Source organism: Shewanella olleyana (genome assembly GCF_023283825.1).
In the GTDB taxonomy this organism is placed as follows: Bacteria; Pseudomonadota; Gammaproteobacteria; order Enterobacterales; family Shewanellaceae; genus Shewanella; species Shewanella olleyana.
On sequence record NZ_JAKILD010000004.1, the window covers coordinates 165,130 to 187,252 of the forward strand.

Annotated in this window: 26 protein-coding genes; all 26 read right to left on the reverse strand. The window is 37.7% G+C overall.

Features of this window, described 5'->3' with window-relative positions:
• Positions 1–44: 44 nt before the first annotated feature.
• Positions 45–584: a hypothetical protein gene (locus L2735_RS04470; protein WP_248983558.1), complete on the reverse strand. Its 540-nt coding sequence runs from the start codon at positions 582–584 to the stop codon at positions 45–47.
• Positions 550–1,140, reverse strand: coding sequence for a hypothetical protein (locus tag L2735_RS04475; RefSeq protein ID WP_248983559.1), 591 nt, complete (start codon positions 1,138–1,140; stop codon positions 550–552). The genes L2735_RS04470 and L2735_RS04475 overlap by 35 nt, the downstream gene beginning before the upstream one ends.
• Before the next feature lie 41 nt (positions 1,141–1,181).
• On the reverse strand, positions 1,182–1,649 hold the full coding sequence (locus L2735_RS04480; RefSeq protein WP_248983560.1) for a hypothetical protein: 468 nt from the start codon (positions 1,647–1,649) through the stop codon (positions 1,182–1,184).
• Between the two features lie 11 nt (positions 1,650–1,660).
• Complete coding sequence (locus L2735_RS04485) at positions 1,661–2,272, reverse strand: hypothetical protein (protein ID WP_248983561.1); 612 nt, start codon at positions 2,270–2,272, stop codon at positions 1,661–1,663.
• A 352-nt stretch (positions 2,273–2,624) separates the two neighbouring features.
• Positions 2,625–2,990: a hypothetical protein gene (locus tag L2735_RS04490; protein ID WP_248983562.1), complete on the reverse strand. Its 366-nt coding sequence runs from the start codon at positions 2,988–2,990 to the stop codon at positions 2,625–2,627.
• A 33-nt stretch (positions 2,991–3,023) separates the two neighbouring features.
• Positions 3,024–3,332, reverse strand: a complete 309-nt coding sequence (locus L2735_RS04495) for a hypothetical protein (protein WP_248983563.1) — start codon at positions 3,330–3,332, stop codon at positions 3,024–3,026.
• Positions 3,333–3,449: 117 nt separating this feature from the next.
• Complete coding sequence (locus tag L2735_RS04500; protein WP_248983564.1) at positions 3,450–3,686, reverse strand: hypothetical protein; 237 nt, start codon at positions 3,684–3,686, stop codon at positions 3,450–3,452.
• Positions 3,687–4,037: 351 nt separating this feature from the next.
• Positions 4,038–4,517, reverse strand: a complete 480-nt coding sequence (locus L2735_RS04505) for a hypothetical protein (RefSeq protein ID WP_248983565.1) — start codon at positions 4,515–4,517, stop codon at positions 4,038–4,040.
• On the reverse strand, positions 4,507–5,283 hold the full coding sequence (locus L2735_RS04510) for a hypothetical protein (protein ID WP_248983566.1): 777 nt from the start codon (positions 5,281–5,283) through the stop codon (positions 4,507–4,509). Before L2735_RS04510 ends, L2735_RS04505 begins: the two co-directional genes overlap by 11 nt.
• Positions 5,284–5,337: 54 nt before the next feature.
• Positions 5,338–6,051, reverse strand: a complete 714-nt coding sequence (locus tag L2735_RS04515) for a hypothetical protein (protein WP_248983567.1) — start codon at positions 6,049–6,051, stop codon at positions 5,338–5,340.
• Positions 6,052–6,130: 79 nt separating this feature from the next.
• Positions 6,131–6,622, reverse strand: a complete 492-nt coding sequence (locus L2735_RS04520) for a hypothetical protein (RefSeq protein ID WP_248983568.1) — start codon at positions 6,620–6,622, stop codon at positions 6,131–6,133.
• 78 nt (positions 6,623–6,700) lie between these two features.
• Complete coding sequence (locus L2735_RS04525) at positions 6,701–10,879, reverse strand: IPT/TIG domain-containing protein (protein WP_248983569.1); 4,179 nt, start codon at positions 10,877–10,879, stop codon at positions 6,701–6,703.
• Positions 10,880–10,942: 63 nt separating this feature from the next.
• Complete coding sequence (locus L2735_RS04530; RefSeq protein WP_248983570.1) at positions 10,943–11,626, reverse strand: TadE/TadG family type IV pilus assembly protein; 684 nt, start codon at positions 11,624–11,626, stop codon at positions 10,943–10,945.
• Entirely contained in the window at positions 11,623–12,114 is a 492-nt protein-coding gene (locus L2735_RS04535) for a tetratricopeptide repeat protein (RefSeq protein ID WP_248983571.1), read from the reverse strand. Before L2735_RS04535 ends, L2735_RS04530 begins: the two co-directional genes overlap by 4 nt.
• Positions 12,108–12,449, reverse strand: coding sequence for a DUF192 domain-containing protein (locus tag L2735_RS04540; RefSeq protein ID WP_248983572.1), 342 nt, complete (start codon positions 12,447–12,449; stop codon positions 12,108–12,110). Before L2735_RS04540 ends, L2735_RS04535 begins: the two co-directional genes overlap by 7 nt.
• Position 12,450: 1 nt before the next feature.
• On the reverse strand, positions 12,451–13,314 hold the full coding sequence (locus L2735_RS04545; protein ID WP_248983573.1) for a type II secretion system F family protein: 864 nt from the start codon (positions 13,312–13,314) through the stop codon (positions 12,451–12,453).
• 8 nt (positions 13,315–13,322) lie between these two features.
• Complete coding sequence (locus tag L2735_RS04550) at positions 13,323–14,174, reverse strand: type II secretion system F family protein (RefSeq protein WP_248983574.1); 852 nt, start codon at positions 14,172–14,174, stop codon at positions 13,323–13,325.
• Positions 14,171–15,880, reverse strand: a complete 1,710-nt coding sequence (locus L2735_RS04555) for a TadA family conjugal transfer-associated ATPase (RefSeq protein ID WP_248983575.1) — start codon at positions 15,878–15,880, stop codon at positions 14,171–14,173. Before L2735_RS04555 ends, L2735_RS04550 begins: the two co-directional genes overlap by 4 nt.
• Positions 15,881–15,892: 12 nt before the next feature.
• Positions 15,893–17,200 carry a type II and III secretion system protein family protein gene (locus L2735_RS04560; protein ID WP_248983576.1) on the reverse strand — a complete coding sequence of 436 codons (1,308 nt, stop codon included), beginning with the start codon at positions 17,198–17,200 and terminating at the stop codon, positions 15,893–15,895.
• The gene (gene cpaB, locus L2735_RS04565) at positions 17,197–18,093 is read right to left on the reverse strand and encodes a Flp pilus assembly protein CpaB (protein ID WP_248983577.1); all 897 of its coding nucleotides are present in this window, start codon (positions 18,091–18,093) and stop codon (positions 17,197–17,199) included. Before cpaB ends, L2735_RS04560 begins: the two co-directional genes overlap by 4 nt.
• 14 nt (positions 18,094–18,107) lie before the next feature.
• On the reverse strand, positions 18,108–18,311 hold the full coding sequence (locus L2735_RS04570; RefSeq protein WP_248983578.1) for a hypothetical protein: 204 nt from the start codon (positions 18,309–18,311) through the stop codon (positions 18,108–18,110).
• A gap of 2 nt (positions 18,312–18,313) precedes the next feature.
• Positions 18,314–18,985, reverse strand: a complete 672-nt coding sequence (locus L2735_RS04575) for a hypothetical protein (RefSeq protein WP_248983579.1) — start codon at positions 18,983–18,985, stop codon at positions 18,314–18,316.
• A 3-nt stretch (positions 18,986–18,988) separates the two neighbouring features.
• Entirely contained in the window at positions 18,989–19,855 is an 867-nt protein-coding gene (locus tag L2735_RS04580) for a hypothetical protein (protein WP_248983580.1), read from the reverse strand.
• On the reverse strand, positions 19,855–21,258 hold the full coding sequence (locus tag L2735_RS04585; RefSeq protein WP_248983581.1) for a hypothetical protein: 1,404 nt from the start codon (positions 21,256–21,258) through the stop codon (positions 19,855–19,857). The genes L2735_RS04580 and L2735_RS04585 overlap by 1 nt, the downstream gene beginning before the upstream one ends.
• A gap of 33 nt (positions 21,259–21,291) precedes the next feature.
• Entirely contained in the window at positions 21,292–21,594 is a 303-nt protein-coding gene (locus L2735_RS04590; RefSeq protein WP_248983582.1) for a Flp family type IVb pilin, read from the reverse strand.
• Between the two features lie 69 nt (positions 21,595–21,663).
• Positions 21,664–21,936 (reverse strand): Flp family type IVb pilin, encoded by a 273-nt coding sequence (locus L2735_RS04595; protein WP_248983583.1) that lies wholly within the window; start codon positions 21,934–21,936, stop codon positions 21,664–21,666.
• Positions 21,937–22,123 lie beyond the last annotated feature (187 nt).

The following is a 22,123-nucleotide window of genomic DNA, read 5'->3' on the forward strand; positions in this document are numbered from 1 at the left end:
TCATTTAAAAACAATGCCCTATTGCTTTCGCAATAGGGCATTCATTATGGTTTTTTTTGAAAATACCAACGGTTATCATCATACAGTTTAAAAGAACAGGAGCTTCCTCTTACCCTATCCATTATTCCTGCTTTATATTTTATTTTTATACGCTTAATTTCTTGACCTTTATATGTTTTCTCTATTAACTGCTCTTCCATTTCGAAAACTTCATACTCAGTCAAAGGATCACTGCCAAAGCGCTTTAAATGTCCTTGTGGCCAGTCATTTTCTAAAATGGTTTCTAGCTTTTTCATAGATTTTGGTAGTAAGTGAAAAAACAGTTCAGGATCATTCTTTAAAAAACTATTCACCATATAATCTTGGCAAACAGCTTTTAAATTTTCATCAGAGCCGTCTTCAACTCCAGCAAAGCGCTCTAGGGCACTTGCTGAAAAACTCAAGCCTAGACTTAACATCAAGCTCAAAAACACACATCTTACTTTCATTACTATTCCTTTAGTTTTGTCTTTGAAAATCCAATTATCTATATCGAGAAAGTGAGGTTTATTAGTTGTTTTGCTGCGCTCTTCTGCGCTCCACATCTGCTTTAGTCATTCCCATTGCATCTGTCATGTAGCACATTTTAACCATCTGAAACATTTGCACTAACGAGCTAATTCGGCCTGCATGCATTTGCACGTTTAACATAGCCATAGTCGCGCCCATTTCATCATTATCGCCAACGGATGATGCAACTGTACTTAAGGCTGAATTTGCCTCGGTAATCTCAACTATCATGCGTTGATATTCGGTGACATTTTCAGGTACATAACAGGTAGATGTTTCGGGTAATTGGCTTAAAAAAATCTGATATTCATCAACAAATTTATTAGCCTCAACCAATGTTTGCTCACCGAGTTGTTGTAACTCTTGCACTTTGCCGCTTTTAAACATGCCAATGGCGCTGGTCTGCGCCTCTGTCATTCGATTAAACCCTTCCATCAACGCAAGCTGTTTATCGGTGATGACTTGGCTACGTTCCGTTATCGGTAATGTTTTAGCATCAAACGAGGCAATGGCGGCTTGATTCCCTGCTAGGGATGCAAAACTTGTTGTGGTTAGCGCAGCCCAAAATAATGAGTGTGTTATATATTTCATTTTAAAATCCTTTTTAGTTTTCAGTTCTTGATAGATTAATCTTATGTTTGCAGCACCATAAACAACCGATAAAGGCCGTAGCACAACATGATTGATAACCCCACAGCCATAGGGAGCAAAATATACAGCCGCCACTTCATTGGTAATTGATCAATTTGAGTGAATTCAACACTGTAGCCCTTATCATAAAGTGCAACTACATAGTCATTACTCTGAAAAACATGCCCAGGAAGGCGGTGCTGTTCGCCATTACCAAGCGTAAATATCACCTCAAAAATATAAGGATACTTCTGTTTTTCTGCGGTGCTATAGGAATAGCTGTTTGAGTTTTTGTAACTATACCAATTCCAAGTAATGTCGATTTTTTTAATCTCACCTTTCGCAAAGCTGTGAGTTTTTCTATCTAAAAAAAACAAAGCTGGAACGGATAACGCATCTTGCTCAACTACCAGCTCACTCGGCCCCTGACCAGGACAGTGAAAGTAACGATTCGCTTTAATCATATGCATGGCAACTGCCCCTAAAATACCAAAACAATTGTGACTAAAGCAGCTTGCCAGTTTTGACTCGACCACATAAACAATAAGCCAAGTGCACAAGCAAGATAAAATGGCAGCCTTATTTGATGAAACAACTTAGCGGGCAATGGCATGGCTGCCATAAAGACAGGAAAAGTCGTGACAATAGGATGATTAATTAACGGGCGCCTAAACAGGTTTACAGTATCATTATCCAACTTAACACTGCTAAATGACGCCCAGTTTTTATCGTTAAACGCATCAAAGCTTCCCACGCAATTAAGCCCCTGACTAACAAGTGCCGTTTTGAGTTTATGTGAATACACACTTCGCTTTGCTTTAGGTAGCCATAATCTAGTCGTTAATGGGTTAGGCTGAGATTGCTTATGCTTTGGCTCGTCAGTGCAGTAGACCTTAATCTTAGGGGTTTGATGAATCACTTGCAGCTCAACTTTATCGATATTCGTATAGGTAATCGTTTTCGATTCAAAGGCAAATATGGTGGTGTTGAAAAGTTTAAAACCGATGAAATACCTTAAAGATTTTTCACCCTCAACAAAGTGAATACGATGCTGAAAGCTCAACAAAACCAACACTGAAATTATACTCAGCACGAGCTTCGCAATGTCTAAAGCATCACTACTCATTGATACGATTAAAAGTACGGAATGTACAAAGGAAAACACAAAAAGAGGCCACTTGACGACCTCGAATAATGAACGAATAATCACTAACTCTTCCCTGATAGTTATGCCTGAGCCACAATCCAAGTAACTCTTAAATTTACATAAAAAAATCTAATACAGAGTATATACAATCACATACTGACTTTGTAGTTTTTTAAAATTGCAGCTCTACTTTTATTTAATATTAATCGTATTAAAAGGAAAGAAATAGATTCCGATGCACAGTAGAGTCAACAATGACAAATTAACTACTGTAACAAGGGTGACCCTTCAATAAGTTTTAGTCCTTGTTAATCTGTTTCAATTCTACAGGATAATTAAACTTAATCAGTAAATACAATAAACTCGAATACGGGAACGCCCAACTGTTCAGTTCAAAACACTGACCGTTATGTAATATAATTTCAAACGAATAAATCTGGTTTTTCTTCATCGAACCACCATTATCTGAAGCATAAAACGAATACCATTTAACATTTATTCGTAAAATTTTATCCTTAGATAAAAGCATTGGATTAGTACTTGAAACTTTATTGGCAATTGATTTATCGCTACGTAATTGAGCTACAAAGGGAGGGAAACTAATATGGTTTTCAGCAATGTCTATTTGCTTATTAAACTTAAGCTCTGCGGGTTTGACTCCCATACTTCGTAGCGATGTTTTTACTCTACGTTGATATTAAATAGCGAGGCACAATAATGTGATTAAGGGGACGCTGACACTGTAAAGAGCCTTAATATCCCTTTCTGTAAACACTTTAAAATCATTCACTAACTCAGTTGCTGTAAAATTCAATAATCCAAAGCCAACGAGTAACATGAACGCCAATAGCAAAGCCAACTTAACTTCATTGTTAAAGGGCTGGCGCATAAGCCCCCAAGTGATCGGCAAGATGACGACTTTATCAGGGCTAATATTGCGATACTTTCTGCTAATGCTGCTATAAAACCAACGATTATCTTTCAGTAGGTGTTGTAAGTTATTCAAAATAAAAGTTCCATTTTCAACTCCATAATAATCTAAGAAAATAAAGTTATTATTACCTATAAATAAAAAAGTGAACCTGCACCATCAGAAAGCTCACTTTGTTTTTTTATGTTACACCTATAAAGGTGTGTCTCTGAAATACCATTTCGTTTTAATACGATTAAAACTACATGAACCTACTAGACTGCTATTTAAACCCTTCATATAAATAAAAACTTTTCTAGACTCTTCAACGCCTATTATTTTCACTGCAGTTGGATGGGGAGGTATATTTTCTATCCTCTTTACCCTTATTTCTTTAGGTGCACTGTTATAATCTTTATCAAATTTATTATGCTTATTATTCAGCTGCATCTTTAGATATTCCTCTCCTAAAATAGCAACGACCTCTTCAGGGAAACCATCAACATAAGCACTTAAATCATTATTTTTATATTTAGAATATCCCTAAGCAACGTTTAGCTAAGGGGTCATTTTCAAGGTCATTAGCTGAGGCAGACCCACACATTAAAAATAACAACGTTGTTATTGAAATAATTATTTTATTAACCATTTTGCACAACCCTTACTTTATTGATTAAATTTTTTTATAAAAAAATAGTAAAAAATAGTAAAAAATAGTAAAAAATAGTAAAAAATAGTAAAAAATAGTAAAAAATAGTATGCCATATTATTTTCTCATGCATCCAATTAAACTAACAAAACTCAATCATGCTTAATCATTGGCACATTACAAAATTTTGATATCTGTTCACCTAAAAGTGTCATCGGCTGCAAATTACCATTTTCAAACTTTATAGGAGTCACCAGCCCTTTCAGCACGAAGATTAAGTCATAGCTCAGCCCATAACCATTACCCCGCGCAATCGTCTGCCTGAATTCTATTGCGGCAATTTGATTGATAAGAATAACTTGCTCAGCGAGCGTATACAAAGAGGTTATCTTAGTGATTATTTGCTTGGTTTCTAGATCAAATGTGACTTGTCGTTTAGCAAACATTAAATGCCAAATTAGCAAATTCGCTAATGCCCAATTAAGCAATTCACCATAATTCCAATGCTCTAACCCAAAAGCAAGAAACAACGACATTAACGCAAAAAAACTGATAACGATTCCACGAGTAATCACTGCTGAACGCGCTTTAGCCATAATAGCTTTAGTCTGAGTCAGTTGTTTAAAATACATTTAAATAGCCTCCTACAAACTTCATCATCACAGCAAATAACATAAGAAAGGGCAAAGGATATAATATCTTGACTAACTTTTTGGGACAAAAAAGTGGTTCAATGAAGTCTACTGAAACTTGATTAGACACTTTGATATTCTCTGCAGTTGCGAGCTTTTGGCTCACAAGGTCAATCTGAGCGTCTTGAGTATTTACATTAGCTGATGTTATTGACTCAGTTGACGATGATGCGAGGCTTGAAATATCAATTGGGTGAATATTCGGGTAATCACTGACTTGCTCATTCACCTGAATATCAAACCTTTGCGCGATAAATAAGGCTGTATTCATCGTGTCAGTAAGGCTGCCAGTATTATAAGAGTCGCGACCAATTTTAAGTTCGAACAGGCTTCGGTCATGACGATTATGCCTATACAGAAGTTGTGTTGATTTAAGTGAAGTGATGGTTTTCTTTTTAAAGAAAACACCCAACAGCTGTAATTGACAGAAACAATGCTTATTCGAATTATCTAAAACAAAATGATGTTTGAGCGACCCAAGTAAGATCACTATAACAAGTAATAACCCGACAACAATCTGGTAGAAAGTTTGCTCAACGCCGTCAAGCGTAACAGCCATAACTAATGATGCCGATAACGGCAGCAAACCCAAAACAGCAAAACCCCGACAAATATAATGCTGCTTTGTGGAAAAACGTAATTGATCCGGCAACCCATCAGATTGAATAAAACGGCGGGCTATTTTTGGCAACTGCGAATACTGCATGCATGACTTCCTTGTTTTCATTAACAGTCATCCTGACTAATGATAAATTCTATTTTATAAATTGAACGGAGACACTAATAACACCATTAAACACGTTAACGCTAAGTGAGCTAACACTGGGAAAATTAACAGTACCATATGCAATTGATATTTCATCGTCCAACTTCGTTGAACCAATTTCACTGGGTAATTAAAATAAACTAATAAGTAAAAAATATTCTTTAGCGGGTAATGCAATACATCTAGATTCAATTGTTTGCCAGAAAACAATTGAATATCAAGCTGGTAGACAGTGCGAATAGAGTTACCACCATTAGTTTGAACGTTGTAGATCACTTCAACCTGTTTTATATCACTTTTGGATAATTCTAATTGTCCATCAGATTCATTAACCAAGCTGTTTACTGGTAATGACACTCTTGTGGCACTTATATGACAACATAAAGGAATCTTTATCTTATATTGACGTTTAATTAAAAAAGAACGTAATAGTAAACTTCCAGGCACTAAACAAACATTAATAATGACAATGATTAATGGAACCTGTGGAAATTTTGGATATAGCGATATCGCACTAGGTGTTATAAAAGGCAGTAACCCCATCAACAGTAAGCCACCAGATAATACTAACTGTGTCCTCACTTTTAATGGATAAAAAAATGAGATCATTTTGAGCGTGATATTACTCGCTGAGTTAAGTTGTTTTATGCCTTTAAAGTAAGTTGAACCAAACCAAGTATCATCATCGACTGTAAGCTTTTCTTGCATATAGAACCCTAAAAAGCAGCACCATAATTAGGTGCTGCTTTATTAATTTTGTGGTGGATTATTATAAATAAAGACTTATTTATAATAAATTAAGCATATACCAATGTTCATCTACTTTAGCAAAACGGCAATAGCCAGCGGCTTCTGCATCGGTATTACCCTCGGGGTGAGTAGAGTCGAAAGTATAGCCAATCCACACTTCTTCGTCATAGCCCTTAGATTTAGCACTTGAACTAACATCGTGAACCTTTGAGTTTTTTGCATCCACATAGTAGCTATCAAAGGCATTGTTTAATCTAAAATTATTAATTCCCAAATATCTCTTTTTAAAATACTCGTCATGTCTCGCTTTCAGATGTTGTACTACTTGTGCATCAGTCGCTGGATTAGGGAAAAATAAAGCTTTAAACAACTCAACATCTTGATTAATAATCACTTCAGCAGCTTTTATGCAGTTTTCTTTAGGAATCGACACATCGACGGTATCGGGTAGAGGCGGGTACTTATCTAAGTCCCACGCTTGACAAGGTGTTGCAACGACCAAAGCGGCTAAAAACATTCTTCCTAACATAAACCTTCCCTTTTTTTGCTACTCGCAAACAAATTTAACATTATTATACACAAAAGCACCCCGAAGGGTGCCAGTTTGCTAATTAGAATTGACTGGACATTCAGTCTCTTCTTCAGCAATCTCATCTTGTAATATCATAGGTATTCTCAAAGCTTGCTTTTGATTATTAGAATTACCTGCACTAGCACCATTGCTTACTGTTATTTGATAATTTTTGTGCGTATTAGGACATAAATCACGACCTGATAATTCATCACCACTAACTGAGGTTATATCACCGCTAAATTCGATATAATAAGTTGCGATACCATCATCCGCCCTTATACCGGTTAATTTAACATTATGAACTCCGTCTTCTAACGAAATATCTATAGGGCCAACTTTACGTTCAGGTTGATTATTGTCATATATCACTCTGTTATTAACTAATAGTTTAAATACATCGTCATTAAAATTACCATTATCACCGAAGGTTATTGAAACCTGCCCAGGCCCAGAAAATGGAAACTCATTACTCAATTGTTCAGCCACTTCGACTGTAATAAAACCAGATATTGCACCATCAGGCACTACCACAACTAATTCATCCGTCGCCGCGGACTTCACTGCGGCTTTCAATCTTTGACCATTAGCACCGCTAAAGGTCACTTCATTATCTGAAATCGTTCTGCTAAAACCGATACCACTAATTTTAACTTCGTCACCAGGTGAAGCTTTATTGGGCGTAATACTTGAAATAGTCAGCCCCTGACCAATTAACACATCATATGGCACAATAGCGACTTTATTAAGATGATGAACTTCAACCCGAAGCGGGCCTACAGCATTATTTAACTGAGTAACACTATTGATTGAAAATTCAAGTTCTGTACCTTGCTCGTTAACACTACTATAAAACGCATCAAGGGCACGATTATTTGCTCCCAGATCTTTCACTTTAACTTCTGGTAAAGTTTCACTTAAATAACCTGGCACCTTAGCCATGCCACTGCCGTATATAGTAAATACTTTACGGAGATTGTCTTTTTCTATCATCCTAGGTGTAATATCTACCGCAGACAAACCCCACGTAATGATAAAGTCTAATTTGTTGGGTACCCCCATTAAGTCACCAAGAGTCGCTGCCATATCAATCATCGCTGTGGCTAATTTACTTGTTTCATACGCCGCAGCGATTTGCCCCCAGCCTGGAATAAACTTTTCAGCGACTTTAGTTACCATTTTTTCGACAAATGTCTCAAGGTCGAAATTAACGAGTATCAACAATGCTTTAGTTATTTCGCCATAGGAGTCTTTATCCAGTGGATTTGTTAATATTGGTAGAATTTCTTTCTGATAGATTTTTACACCTATGTTGGCAGCGAGGTTATTCCAATCATCTTGTGTTGCATTCGGCTTTTGTAATAACACATCAATTTCAGTGCCAATAGTTGGCAGGTTTTCCATAACCGCTTTTACTATTAACGTTACTTTTTGTTTGGTCCTATGCTCCGGTGCTGCTAAATCTATGCCTACTGCATCAAATAAAATTGAAAAGAAACGCAACACAATATTATCGATAATAGTTCTTGCTACGAGCGAACTCTGTGCTTTTGTTGCTTTGACATTATATGACTCGGGAGCATAACGAGCGTAAGGGCTTGGTCCAAAAACTCCGCCTAATGCAGGTGTAATAATTTGATATAAGCAGTCTTTATAAACACATTTATCTATCATTGAATCAGCTGACCACACTGATAGACCCAAGAAGGTGCCCGTTTGTGGCCCGAGCATCCCTAAAGAATAAGGTTGTTGAATATGCTCAGATAGAGGATTATTTAATGATTGTTCATCATAGTTAATCTCCCCTGTTGCACTATTAATTGGGTATACTCTTGCACTTAAATAAAGTTGACTACGATTCCTTAACTCTACACATCCATCATAATTAAAAACCTCATGCCAAGCAGGATCAACACCTTCACCACAGTTATTTCCAATCAATCCCTGATTTTCAAAAAAAGTTGTCGCATCCATTGTCATATCAAATGCATCCCAAGAGCCTATTGTTTCAGGATAAGAAACAATACTAGGTTCCAAAATTGATAAGTTTTCATTACTGGATAATTGATTTACTAGGGCAGCATATTCATCATGAATACTTTTAGTGGATATTGAATTAAGCTTACCGCTAGAAAAAAGTTCTGTATTAATCAGAGATTCATACTTATTGAATAATTCATTCCTTACTTCTGATTTTTGTTTAAAGTCAAAAAATGAATAGTTCTCATGTAATAAGGTCTCTGCGTCAACCATATATTGACTAAATGCATCAGTTGAACTAATTAACTCAACAACATCTTTGGTATCGTAACCTTTCTCTTTATAACTCCAACTTAAATGTAGAACTAAACTAGCTAAAGCTGTCGTTTTATAATTAAACTCCACTTCTGTATCATTAACGTATTGAATAGCACTTAAATATGAAGCTAGCTCTCCAGTTTCATTGCGTGTATAAGTGAATAATACTTCAGCATTACTACCAAACTTATCGATTTTAAAAGTATTACCTGACAACTCAGTAGACATTTCAGAATATATACCACCAATTGTTTCTATAGGTAATGCATTTTCTTGAGTGACATTTATCTGAATATCTTGCTGTAGCAAAAAGCTAATATAGTTACTTTTTCCATAAGCATTATTAACTGAATAGCTACCACCAGTAACTTCTTGTGGTACTGTAACCGTTACCTCATTGACACTAATTAGCTGTGTTGGTGCAGGCTTCTCATTGAAAAAAACGGTTGTGTCATCATCAAAGTTATCACCATATAAGCGCACAACACTACCAGCACTTAGTTCTTTAGGATTCACTTGGCTTAATAATGGTAAATTTTCATTTCCTATATCAATATAATATGGTTCAGATTTATAATCACCAGTTACGATTGTGACTTCACTTTCACCAGAATCCATTGGTAAATCGAATTGCAAATAAGACATTTCGCCATCACGAATAGTGCTCCTCGGCAAAATGTTATAAATCTTGCCTTGCGTATTAACAATGAGAACTGGACTTACTGGCGTAGCAGGATAACCCTCGATGTCTAATTCAAATGTATCACCAGCTCGCAGGAAAAAATTAATTTTACTATTTTCATAAATTGTTGATACGTAGCGAATAGATAAATCACCTCTTTTTGACCAAATTACAGTTTCTGCGGCCTCTAATCTATTAATATCATTTACGTCGAAAATATTGTCATTATCATCGTCCAAATCAAGGTGGTCTATAATACCATCGTTATCGAAGTCATTTGGCTGCGAACTTGTACCACTCTCTATATTGTCTTCAATTCCATTGCCATCAGCGTCACTATCTAAAAAGTTGAGAAAAGAGTCATTATCTATGTCCTTACTACCTTCTAATCTGTCGGTAAAATTATCCCCATCAGAGTCTTCATCCAACCAATTTGGAACCGTATCATTATCTAAATCAATGCTGCCATTTTCAGTCCCAAAGATATGTTCAAGACCGTCGAGAATTTCATCATTGTCCATATCATTTTCAATTAAATCAGATCCGAATGCTCGCTCCTTCATATCGTCAAATGAATCTACATCTTCATCATAGAAAAATATCATCTCATAAGAAAGATCTGAGCCGCCAGCAAAGTTTTCATCAATAACACTTAGTTGATAAGTTCCAGGATCATAAATAGGGAAATTAACAACATAAACATTCGGTTCGCTGTATTTATATAAAAATATTGCATTAATCACGAGACCATCTTCGTTCGAAACATATACCTGAGGCTGAAAACGTGGTGAAGATGATTTAAAATATGCAGTCATTGATTGGCGATCATCGACAACAAATTTAAATAGGTCTCCTTTGTCAAATTCTGAATCAATAACCCCCTTAACTTTAACTCCAACATCTACGACTATTGGTGTTGCTACCGAAGGATTATCATTAGGTTCTACTTCAAAAAATACAGGATAATTACTCTTACTCGCATCAAACGGATAATCATCCTGTTCATCAGGTACACCATCACCATCTTCATCTTTATTTTCCCAGGTGCCAACATACTCGTCAGGATCTGTTGGATCTGTTGGATCTGTCGGGTTTGTTGGCGTAACTGGATCTGTAGGTTCGACTGGCGCTCCCCCTTGATATCCTGGATCACCTTCTTCTAGCTCTCCATTACATCCTGTCATTCCGACACTAGCGGCAAGTAACATTGCTAACCAGAGTGTTTTTTGTTTCATTGAATATATCCCTATAAAATCCATTTATTTCAATATTTAACTTAATCTTTAAAGCTATTTTTATTACATTCTGAATGGTGTTTGCATTCTCATTAATCCTTGAGAAACCATTGATAAATAAATATCTCCCGTAGCTTGGCCTAACACATTACAAGCCAATTGGTCTGTACTCGGTGCGTACCAAGCTGAGGTTACAATTTCTTTTAATACATAGTTTGCAAAGGGCACAATTAACTTTTGGCACCAACGCACTTCTATTTGCAGTAAATTGGCGTCCTGTATATTGAGCCTTCTTCCTGATCCAACGTCTTTTAACGCTGGGTTACGATACATCAGCGTATTGTTAGGAATTTCATTTATAAACCCACTTGTATAGCGACTTCTCACTTTAAACTGATCAAATGTCGCTTGGTCTGGGTTCAAGATGGTCAGCTTACTTTGTAAGGCCACTGCTAAACGTGATTTTGCCACCGCTTCTACGGTGTCTGATATATCGGTTCCATGAGCAAACAACGGCATCATCCCTGCAGCTAACCCCTTGTTAATCTCGCCAGCTTTACCGTGATGTAATGTACCCGCTCTCACGGCAGTAATTGTTGCTGCATCTAAGGTACTTTTGGCGGTGTATATAAAGCTCCACTGCACAATAAGCATGATGGCAACGAGCATAATGGGCATTAAAAAAGGCAAAGCGAGGTTAAACTCAACCATGCTTTGACCTTTTTGATGAATTAATTTAATGCTCATAATGCAGCTTTTATCTGATTATTCGATTTCACTGGTTCTTTTTGGAGGTTATTCAATGCATCTAGTAAGCCTTTGATTTGTCGTCCCACTGGCGAGTCTAAATTACCTTGTCTCGAGGCGGTAGACAGCACTTGGGTAGACTGTTTTATTCTTACTAAACTAATGTTATACCAAGCCTTTTGATTATCTGGCTCTAATTCTAAACACTTACTATAGGCAGAAATAGCAGCTTCTTGGCGGCCCGTTCTGGTGTAGATATTCCCTAAACGAAACCATGCAGGTGCATAATTAGGCACACTGGTTAGCACTTCAATGTATAAACTTTCTGCTTTATCTAACATTGCCATTTTATAAGCAGTTTCGGCCTCAGATTGTAGTACCATGATTTGCTGATTCCCTTCTGGCTCTTTAGGCTTGCTTGCACCTGCACAACCAGAAATGAATAAGCTAATACTTATTAATACCAACACTACACTTTGTCTTACCATGACAATATATCTCCCTTTCGAATCTTATTTTTTTCAGCACTTCCTGCTGCAATTTCTAATACTTTTGAAGCCGTTAAACAGCCTGATATCCTAGTCGGTTTTAATGCTTCAATTATTTTTACAACTTGATTTTTTTTATTTAAATAAACTACGTCAATGCTATAACTCATTCCAAAGGTATGTACTGAGTTACAAGGAATAATTAATAACCCTTGTTGCATTGTTAAAGGCTTACTGCCTAAAAGCCCTCGCATTCTTAATGGTGCTGTATTGGCAAGCTGCACGTCTGTTAATACTTCGCCTGTTTGTTGGTTTGTTACTTTAATGATATTCACTTTACAGCTCATACATAAACTTCATGGCTATTGGGAATGCCAATATCATAAAAGTCACTGGGAATATAAATAGAATCAAAGGAAACACTAACTTAACGGGTGCTTCAAGCGCCTTTTTCTCGGCACGTTGAAAACGCTCTACCCGACGCTGATCTGATTGGATTCTTAATGTTTGACCTAGACTTGCCCCTGTCTTTTCGGCTTGTGCAAGCGCACTAACTAAACTATTTACCTCAGTGACTTGTACTCTTTGTGCCATATTCCTAAACGACTGCGCTCGCGACATACCCGCACGCATATCACGGATGACTTTTTCAAGTTCAATACGTAGTGGTCCTGCAGGACCACGCTCTACCGCTTGCGACAACGCACCCGTCATATTCAAGCCTGCTTCAATTGACATGGTGAGGTAATCTAAATAAACCGGCAGTGACTTTACAATTAGACCCTGACGTTTTTTACGTAAATCATTCAAGGTAAGTACTGGTAAGAAATAACCCAATATTGCTGCAATAATTAGGTAGTTAATCACTAGGTTTTCAAGTAATACACCACAAATAATTGCAATGCCAAGTGAGAAAATAGTGCTGATTATTCGTATAGCAAAGTACTGTTCTGCCGTCATAATGTAAGATAAACCTGAAATTTGCAGCTTCTTAGAGATGCGCTCTAAGTAATCAACACTTAAGTTTTCACTTACATAAAAAGCTAAAATTCGTACCCAAGGCCAAATGACTTTTAAGCCTGGCGATAAAGGGTCCATGAATTCTCGACTATCTGCGGGTACCTTCCTATATATCTTGATACAACTATAAACAAGAAAAATAACGGCAACGGTATAACAAGCAACAATTAGATTGACCATAAATATCCCTATACGTCTATCGCAACGATCTTTCTAATCGACATGTAACCACAAGTTAGCATGATGGCAATGAGTACCATCAACGCCCATCCCATTGGCTCTGTTAGAATGCGACCCATTGATGAAGGCTCCATGTGATATAGCACAACCCCAATAAAGATTGGCAGTAAGGTCATCACTACCCCCTGCATTTTTCCTTGCGAAGTTAGCGCATCAATTTTTCCTTCCATTTCAATTTTGCGGCGTAATGTGTCAGATAGTCGTAAAAGTACCTCCGCTAAATTACCGCCAACCTCACGGGATATTTGCATCCCGGCAGTAACAAGTTGAAACTCATCTTCAGGGATTCTAACTAGCATATTATCTAATGCTTTATTAAATTCGACGCCTAGGCGCTGCTCTCGAAGAAACAACTGAAACTCCTGCTTCATCGGCGATTCCATTTCTTCAGCCATAAACTCAATTGCGCTGGTCACATTGGCACCAGACTGCATTGAGGTTGCAACCATGTTTAAGCCGTCTGGAAGTTGGTGAACAAACTTTCTTCTTCGTCTTTTATGTAAAAATTTATATGCAAATCGTGGGATCAATGCCAAAAATAGACTAATCAAGATCCCTAACGCCCAGGTACCGAAAAATATTCGAAATACAATCGGCATTGAAAATAGCGTCAGCATGTTTAATACAAAGAGTTGTCGAGGCTCTATAAACAAAAACATATCTGAAAGATTAGTTCTTGCCGATGAAGTAAACGTGTCGTGATACCTTAGGGCAAACTTGGCTGATAAATGTTTGATTGACCAAACAAAAAGCGATATTGATATAAAAGCCATAATTACCACAATCATAATGGTGGTCATTGAGCTCTCCCATTATCAAATATATCAAGTTTGATTTTCACGCCACGCTTTTGTAATTGTTCATAAAACTCTGGTACTGTGCCAGTTGCCATATAATCACCAACCACCTTGCCAGCCGAATCAAACCCAGTTTGTTGAAACTTAAATATTTCAGAAAGCTGCACGACACTACCTTCGAGACCTGTCACTTCACAAATACTCGTGACTCGTCTTGAACCATCAGAAAAGCGCGATTGCTGTACGATAATGTTCACTGCTGAAGTTATTTGCTCTCGAATTGCCAGTACAGGTAAATCCATACCAGCCATCATGACCATGACTTCTAACCTTGAAATACAATCCCTTGGTGAATTTGAATGGGCTGTTGTTAGTGAGCCGTCATGACCTGTATTCATCGCTTGCAGCATATCTAGCGCCTCTCCACCACGACACTCACCAATAACGACTCTATCTGGTCTCATACGGAGACAGTTTTTAACTAAATCTCTGATTTCTACAGCACCTTTTCCCTCTTGGTTAGGCGGGCGAGCTTCAAGAGAAACGAGATTGGGCTGGTACAACTGTAATTCCGCTGCATCTTCAACAGTGACAATTCTTTCGTTATCAGGAATAAAATTTGAGAGTACGTTGAGAAGTGTTGTTTTACCTGAACCAGTACCTCCAGAAATAACGATGTTTCTTTTTTGGTTCACAGCCATTTCTAAAAATAGCGCCATTGCTTGATTCATAGAACCAAATTTGACTAAATCATTGCAGCTCAGTCGATTCTGCATAAATTTACGAATGGTGATACAAGGGCCTTTCAGGGCTAATGGCGGAATAACAGCATTAACCCGAGAACCATCTTTAAGCCTTGCATCGACCATAGGTGAACTTTCATCGATGCGTCGACCAATAGGCGTTACAATTCTTTCTATTGCGCCTAATACGGCTTGATCATCTGAAAAGGCGATATCAGATAAAAATAAGTTACCGGCTTTTTCATAGAAAATTTGATCATGGCTGTTTACCATGATTTCAGTGACTTCAGGATCGGCAATTAAGCCTTCAAGTGGACCTAAGCCAATGGTTTCATCAAGTACCTCTTGAGTTAGGCCTTCAACATCCATTTCGACAGGGATATTCATGCTCGAGACAATTTGTTGAATAAGTTTTTGGCTCTGTACCCTCAAGACCTCATCGCTCATGTCATTCACATTTACACGACGTAAATCCATTAACTTTAGAAGTTCACTGTGTACTTTTCGGCGCCACTCATTACGCACCTGAATATTTTTGAGCACTTCAGGCGACATGACCGCTTTAGTATCTGGAGTAGATGAAGCCTCAACGACTTGCTCTGTCGTTTCAGGTAAATAAGACGAAGATTGCTCTAGTTGTGACGTTTCAATCACCGCAGCAGTTCTGATGGGATCAGAGCTTTGTACTCTTATGACATAATCACCTATTTGCACTTTATCGGTTAATGACAAAGGCCCGAATGTCGTCTCTTTGGTATCATTCACTTTCAAACCGGTTCGGCTGTCGTTGTCAGTAACAAAAATACCTGCATCATCCTGATGCAAAGTCGCATGATGCTTAGAGACTTTGAATCCTCGCAATTGAATTAATTGCGCAGCATCTTTACCTACATGACATTCCGAATGTATACATTGAAACTCACCTACTTTTGTGCCTTTTGTAGTGCTTACCAATACGTTAAACATCTTTAACTCCTTTTAATCTAAGATATAAAACGCTTCTAGTTTATTGGTTTCTTCAGCCATTTCTAACCCGCGAGCAAGTTGTGCATCGTGACTACTTTCACCCGGATAAACCACTGTAGGAGTGACAAAAATAACCAGTTCACTTTTATCATCTTTAAAATCACGTGACTTAAAAAGCTCACCTAAAACGGGGATATCACCTAAGAAGGGAAACTTATGAACAACTTTAGACATTTGGCTATTAACTAACCCTGAGATAACGATAGTTTCATTATTTTTTACGTTAATAACAGACTCTGTTCGCCTAGTAAGCATACCTGGTACGCCTTCATAACTGGTAGAAGGGTCAATAGAGCTAACCTCAGCCATAACACGACTTACTATATTCAGGTCCCCATCAACAACAGGCTCAATATCAAGTTTGATACCGTATTCTTTAAATTCAACATCAACTGCACCAAGTCCACTAATACTTTGAACGGGGAATTCACCACCCGCTAAAAATGAAGCTGATTCACCACTACGCGTCGTTAAGTTTGGCTCAGCTAACATACGAGCATCACCCTTTTCAGCTAGCAATTGAATTTGTGAACCAATACCTGTGACAATGCCGAAGTAACTCCAACCACGGCTATCTAATACACCAATACTACTTGTTACAGCATCGGCAATGGTATCTGTAAACTGACCAGGAGAGGCAACACTAAAAATAGGGTTTGAAGAAAATGCTTTTGCTGCACCATAAGCTGGACCAGCCATTGCTGTATCCCATTTAATACCAATGTTATTTAACGTTGATTTATTAAATTCAACAATTTTGACTTGCATCCGAACCATTGGGGCCATGACTTTAGCAAATTTTAGGTATTTCACTAAAGAAACCACATTAGGACCTGCATCTAAGATTTTTTCCAACTGATCTTGCTGAGCAATATCAGCCTCACCCTGTACTATGATAAGTCCATCATTTTCAGTGACGGTTAGAGATGGAAATGCACTGAGCATTTTCTTAACTGTTGCTGTTGTTTTTAAAGTATTATCACGGGTAACCGTGATGCTCATTTTTATGAGTTTCCCCGATTTTTGCCATAATTGTAAATCCGTTTCGCCCGCAGACTCACCAATTAAAATTACGCCTTTATTGTCTACCACTTTGGCACTAACTACAGATCCATTACCGACAACAATTCTTTCAACATCTTCGGCTTTGTAAAGTTCTACAGCTCCCACATATAATTTAAGTGGCTTATTATTGTGAGCAAAGCCATTAACAGACATCAACAAAAATGCCGCGACAAGTATAGTTTTTATTATTTTCATAGTGTTGTATTATTCTTCAATTGACTTAACTGCTCTAACATTTCTTTAGGAAGTGGGTAAGATTGAGTACTTGTTTCTATTCCCCCGCCCCCAATTATCATCTCAACACTATTTTCAATTCGATCGTCGGTAATATCGAAAATTTGACCTTCATGTAGTGATATAAACTCCAGAGACTCTGACTCTTGTTGATGTCTCATAAAGGTAATAAACTTACCTTTATCGCGAGCAAGGGAGACACGTGCCGCATCTTCAACAGATAATGCTAGCGTGACAGTGTTGTAGGCATTTGGATTATCATAAATTGTGTCAACCAACTCAGCATTGACCTCAATACTCCTTCTACCAGTTGCCAATACAGTGACGTCTTCAAGTAACAGCTGTAATTTTTGTCTAGTTTCAGAGCCACTTTCTTCGTTATATGCAAGCATCAAATCAATATGGTCTGCAGGAACAAGCATCCCTGCAGTTGAGTTAATTTCATCAATATTGATGGTAATTGCACGCTGGCCTTCTTGTAATAAATCTGAAAATTGCTGAGCTTTCATTCCTGGTAGATATGAACCTATTAAAGGTCTCCCAGGGGCAATAGGCGCGAGTAACATTTGGCCTACTACCTCATTAAACTGCGAAGGATGAATAGCGTCTAACGGAAGCGTATCGGCTTTAATTCGTCTTACAGACATGTTTTGCTCAGAAATAATATCGCCTTTTCTTAACTCTTGAGTCGATACAACTACATCAGCCATTACAATATTGTCTTTGGATAATTCAGCCCTTATTTGCTCTTCTTTAGTTATAAAATAATTTTTTGTTGCCCAGGCAGAGATACCACCAAGTACGAGTGCGATAACCAATAAAACCCAGTTAAAGTCGAAAGATTTAAGTTGCATTTTTTTGCCTAAATTTAAATGGGTAATACTGAAAGAGATTTGCTATATGCAAAAGCGGCATACCATTCTTGCAATGCCTCAGAACAAATCTCCATGATATTTTTATCGTTGCTAATTGGGGTCAACAACGCAGCAACAAGTGCACCGCATACAATTATGTATTCGATACTTGCTTGCCCATGTTGTTGTTTAATTTTTTGGTGGTGAGAAAAAACCATTTTTAACGTCCTTCCTTGACTTGGTTAGCGACTATATAAACTTTAGATTTTTTAGTGTTGAAACTAATATCAACAATATCGGTGCCCTTACTCATTTGAAGCACTGCTTTGCCTACTTGAGGAGATAACTTAGCTGTACTTTCGGCCCAACCTCGACGTTGATAATAGCGGCGATAAAAGTGATAACTTGCAGACAGGCTTTGGCCACTTTGAATAACCAAGGTATGCCCCCGCTTATATATATCTTTAGATTGAATATCGGATAGGATGATAGATTTGTTTGGCGTTGGAAATTTGCCTTTGTTAACTCTGGCTTTATCTTCGTCAATATTTTGAGTTATACCGACATAAGCAGTAACGCCATCATATTCTCGATGTATACGAGCAGTTAATAAAAAAGATGATTGCAAACTATTAATGACATAGTCGCCATTAAACATTTGAGCATCAAATTTATCACTGTTATTTTGCCATTGTTTTGTGAAAAAGTTAGCCATCATCATCTGGCTTGTCTTATCTTTAACAGCCCATGTTCGCATCGGAAAACCGTGCATTGTCATATCATCAGCAACGATTTCAACTAATGCAGAATCAGGAAATTGAATATCAGGCCAATTATCCGCATAGGTAAACATTGGCCAAAATAATAAAATTAAACAGATTATTTTATTCATCAGTTACCCACCACAATTTTCTGTACCGTAAGTACATAAACGGTTATCAGGCAATACATTTGGGTCAACATGTCCAAGCTTTAAGGAATTAGAGTTAAGCTCCTTTGCAAAGGGTACTAAGCTTACAAAATCTTGTGCGGTGCGAATAATGCTGTTATCCATAAAGTTAGTTAGCACTAACCTTTCAACTCTATTTTTCATATGAGATGCGCCAGCCGCATTCCATCCTGATGCGAGCAATGCACTGTTATGACTGAATTCCAACTCAAGTTCATCAAACGGTTTTATGTAATGATTTTCTAGTTTAGTGGTTACCTTGGCTTGATAGAATTGATTTCGCTCTAATGAAAAATCGGTAACAGAAAGTAAGCCAACAGCATTACCCACTAGACCTGCTAATGTCCCCGGCACCTCATCACCTGTCACGTCACGTGAGAAACGGTCAAATTCTTCATTATTCTCAGGTGTTTCTTGAGTGGAGGCGACTAATGTTTTTTTAGCGTTATTCACTCCGATTTGATGCTTCAATAATGGGTGTACTTTATCTTCCCAATCCCAATTATCATCAATTTCACTGTTAAGCTGCTGGCCATTCTTTTGATAAAAACGCCAAGGTAGCTGCTTAGCCAACTCTGACTCAGTTTGTTTTGCTAAATACACTCCACCGCTTGATGGCAATCGACTAGGATCACTTTCTTTCCACACAGTCCTCTCCCAAGCGGTATAGTGCGAGGCTTCTTGCACTCTATGCTGCACACCTGTCATTTTCGATAGAAATGGAAATAGCAACATAATTGGCACGATAACAAAAGAAAAACCAATAACACTTTCAACTAGGGCTTGCCCTTTATTTTTTGATATTTTTTTCATCACAATGCCTCAGTTAACAACAATACGACTGAACGTTCCGTGGTTGTTGATTCTGATAAGCGAGATTGCCAAAAAGGATTATAAAGATTGCCGTATTCATGCTGACTATCAGCTCTAGCCCAACCTGAATACTGTTCCATTAAATCTCTAGGACGTGAATAGTATGCTTGGGCAGTTGATAACGCAGTTAACCTATCACCGGATAGCTCTTCATCTACAGCTGGGTTTAAGTTTGAGGATACTATCGGTACGCTAGAAGTAGTTCTAAGTTCATTCTGACTTTTAGATACTACAACTGCGATATTGTCTGTGTGATTTTTTTGAAATGCGCTATTAGATAACCCATAAAATGACTGAACGCCGCTGTAAAAACCTCGTGTCTCTTCTTCATCATCTGCATAATTCGATGCACCAGAGTTTTTATCTCTACTGTCACCCCAGTAATTATCATTATTGAAGCTAGAAGAACTAGCTCTAGAATCAGAACGAGTAGAACCCCAACCAAGCTCGGTTTCTCTAAATCCTCTCCAGCGACACCCTGACCAACTACACTTAAACCTTGAAAGGTGGAAGCTGATCGTATCCATAGAGCTCCAGGTTTCAGCCCTCCCGGAACCTCCTGATACCAATTCACTTCCACCTGCCTTTTGAGTTCTCCAGCGAATAGGGAAAAAACTTAAAGACCAAGGAAACCCAAGTTTATAAGAACGTTTAGTACTGAAAGGGTCTCGTGATTCTAAAATAACGGCTTTAAAATCATTAAATTGAGTTTTATTACTTTCGTCGTCATTTCTAGAATGACTCTCCTGAAAAGTCATCCATACGTCATGTACACTATTAATTAGCAACGGATTTTGCATTAAGTCCAAATCAGCATGATCATCATTAGCTGCCACAACTTCTTGCGCTGTTGCAACAGAGCCAATTGCACCTGCATAATGTACCGCTTCTTGCGCAAGGTCTAGCGCGAGTAAAATCGCATTTTCTGCAAAAATTAACACTTCAAAAATAGGTTGTGCAACGGTGTTAATTCCGCCTACGACACTTTCGATACCTGATAAGACTTGCCCTAAGTAAGGGACCCAGCACAGCGCAGTACAAGCATTTTGGGCAAACTTTTCCGTCATATTAAACCATGAAGACAAGCCAACCATTTGAGCGATTGCTACTTGGTTAGCCACAGATGCACGATTAGTATAAGCTTTGAAATTAAAATCTCGGGCAGCAATTGTCGCAACACTATAGGCGGTATTGTCAGCGGTATGCTGTAACTTAGTTGATTCGACATTGAGCTTTGAAGTGTTATAACTATATAACACTGTCATTGCAGCAAAAGACATAAGAATGAGAGAAAGAACTAAAGATTGCCCTCTCTGCTTTAGGGGCATAATTGTACTAAACATGTAACCTCGTCCGTGAGTTATTTTTATTAGATTTTAATCTACTGTACTGCCACCACCAGATCCGTTTCCTCCGCCCCCAGCAGCCCCATTTGCTCCTTCATTGTAATTACCTAAATTGTACTCTTTACTTGCAGTTTGAGTTGCACTAGCTGAAGATGCTTGAGCGGCGGCTATTTGAGTTTGCGAATCTTGCCCTGACATTTCTGCCGCTAGGCCGGCCATTTGATTTCGAATTGTTTGGCCAAAAAAGCTATAAACACCAATCGCAGAAACTGCAATGAGCGCGACAATAATAATATATTCAGTCATACCTTGGCCGCGTGAGTATTTTTTCATATCAAACTCCTTTTGATAAATAACAAAATATAAAAAACGCAGTCTAGCTCAGACTGCGTTTTGAATAATTTAGTTTCCTGAAGCACTTTTATTGGCAGCTTCATTGTAGTTACCTAGATTATAATCGTCAGCAGCAACTGAAGTTGCTTCTCCAGCTGAAGCTTGAGCCGCTGTAATTTGCGCCTGAGAATCTTGACCAGACATTTCAGATGACAAACCGGCAACTTGGTTACGAATTGTTTGACCAAAAAAGCTGTATACACCAATTGCAGAAACTGCAATGAGCGCGACAATAATAATATATTCAGTCATACCCTGACCTTTTTGTTTTACCTTAAACATTAAAAACCTCCATTTAATAAATAATCATATTTCAAACTGGCATATGATTTCACACCGAGAAATAAAAACAATTATCATTTAGGATGTATTTACAAATTAATACATTCTTTATAGCTATGTTGTTCCACATAAAATCTATTAAAACTTTACAGTGATACTTTTATCCTTTTTTAGGCTAGTTTATTGA

Bases quoted from the DNA above. Each gene is read 5' to 3' on its own strand.
- L2735_RS04470 (WP_248983558.1), bottom strand. From the start codon at position 584: ATGTGGAGCGCAGAAGAGCGCAGCAAAACAACTAATAAACCTCACTTT.
- L2735_RS04515 (WP_248983567.1), bottom strand. From the start codon at position 6,051: ATGCAAGAAAAGCTTACAGTCGATGATGATACTTGGTTTGGTTCAACT.
- L2735_RS04520 (WP_248983568.1), bottom strand. From the start codon at position 6,622: ATGTTAGGAAGAATGTTTTTAGCCGCTTTGGTCGTTGCAACACCTTGT.
- L2735_RS04480 (WP_248983560.1), bottom strand. From the start codon at position 1,649: ATGCATATGATTAAAGCGAATCGTTACTTTCACTGTCCTGGTCAGGGG.
- L2735_RS04510 (WP_248983566.1), bottom strand. From the start codon at position 5,283: ATGCAGTATTCGCAGTTGCCAAAAATAGCCCGCCGTTTTATTCAATCT.
- L2735_RS04575 (WP_248983579.1), bottom strand. From the start codon at position 18,985: ATGAATAAAATAATCTGTTTAATTTTATTATTTTGGCCAATGTTTACC.
- L2735_RS04525 (WP_248983569.1), bottom strand. From the start codon at position 10,879: ATGAAACAAAAAACACTCTGGTTAGCAATGTTACTTGCCGCTAGTGTC.
- L2735_RS04545 (WP_248983573.1), bottom strand. From the start codon at position 13,314: ATGGTCAATCTAATTGTTGCTTGTTATACCGTTGCCGTTATTTTTCTT.
- L2735_RS04535 (WP_248983571.1), bottom strand. From the start codon at position 12,114: ATGGTAAGACAAAGTGTAGTGTTGGTATTAATAAGTATTAGCTTATTC.
- L2735_RS04490 (WP_248983562.1), bottom strand. From the start codon at position 2,990: ATGGGAGTCAAACCCGCAGAGCTTAAGTTTAATAAGCAAATAGACATT.
- L2735_RS04585 (WP_248983581.1), bottom strand. From the start codon at position 21,258: ATGTTTAGTACAATTATGCCCCTAAAGCAGAGAGGGCAATCTTTAGTT.
- L2735_RS04550 (WP_248983574.1), bottom strand. From the start codon at position 14,174: ATGACCACCATTATGATTGTGGTAATTATGGCTTTTATATCAATATCG.
- L2735_RS04505 (WP_248983565.1), bottom strand. From the start codon at position 4,517: ATGTATTTTAAACAACTGACTCAGACTAAAGCTATTATGGCTAAAGCG.
- L2735_RS04530 (WP_248983570.1), bottom strand. From the start codon at position 11,626: ATGAGCATTAAATTAATTCATCAAAAAGGTCAAAGCATGGTTGAGTTT.
- cpaB (WP_248983577.1), bottom strand. From the start codon at position 18,093: ATGCAACTTAAATCTTTCGACTTTAACTGGGTTTTATTGGTTATCGCA.
- L2735_RS04595 (WP_248983583.1), bottom strand. From the start codon at position 21,936: ATGTTTAAGGTAAAACAAAAAGGTCAGGGTATGACTGAATATATTATT.
- L2735_RS04500 (WP_248983564.1), bottom strand. From the start codon at position 3,686: ATGCAGCTGAATAATAAGCATAATAAATTTGATAAAGATTATAACAGT.
- L2735_RS04580 (WP_248983580.1), bottom strand. From the start codon at position 19,855: ATGAAAAAAATATCAAAAAATAAAGGGCAAGCCCTAGTTGAAAGTGTT.
- L2735_RS04590 (WP_248983582.1), bottom strand. From the start codon at position 21,594: ATGAAAAAATACTCACGCGGCCAAGGTATGACTGAATATATTATTATT.
- L2735_RS04560 (WP_248983576.1), bottom strand. From the start codon at position 17,200: ATGAAAATAATAAAAACTATACTTGTCGCGGCATTTTTGTTGATGTCT.
- L2735_RS04570 (WP_248983578.1), bottom strand. From the start codon at position 18,311: ATGGTTTTTTCTCACCACCAAAAAATTAAACAACAACATGGGCAAGCA.
- L2735_RS04555 (WP_248983575.1), bottom strand. From the start codon at position 15,880: ATGTTTAACGTATTGGTAAGCACTACAAAAGGCACAAAAGTAGGTGAG.
- L2735_RS04475 (WP_248983559.1), bottom strand. From the start codon at position 1,140: ATGAAATATATAACACACTCATTATTTTGGGCTGCGCTAACCACAACA.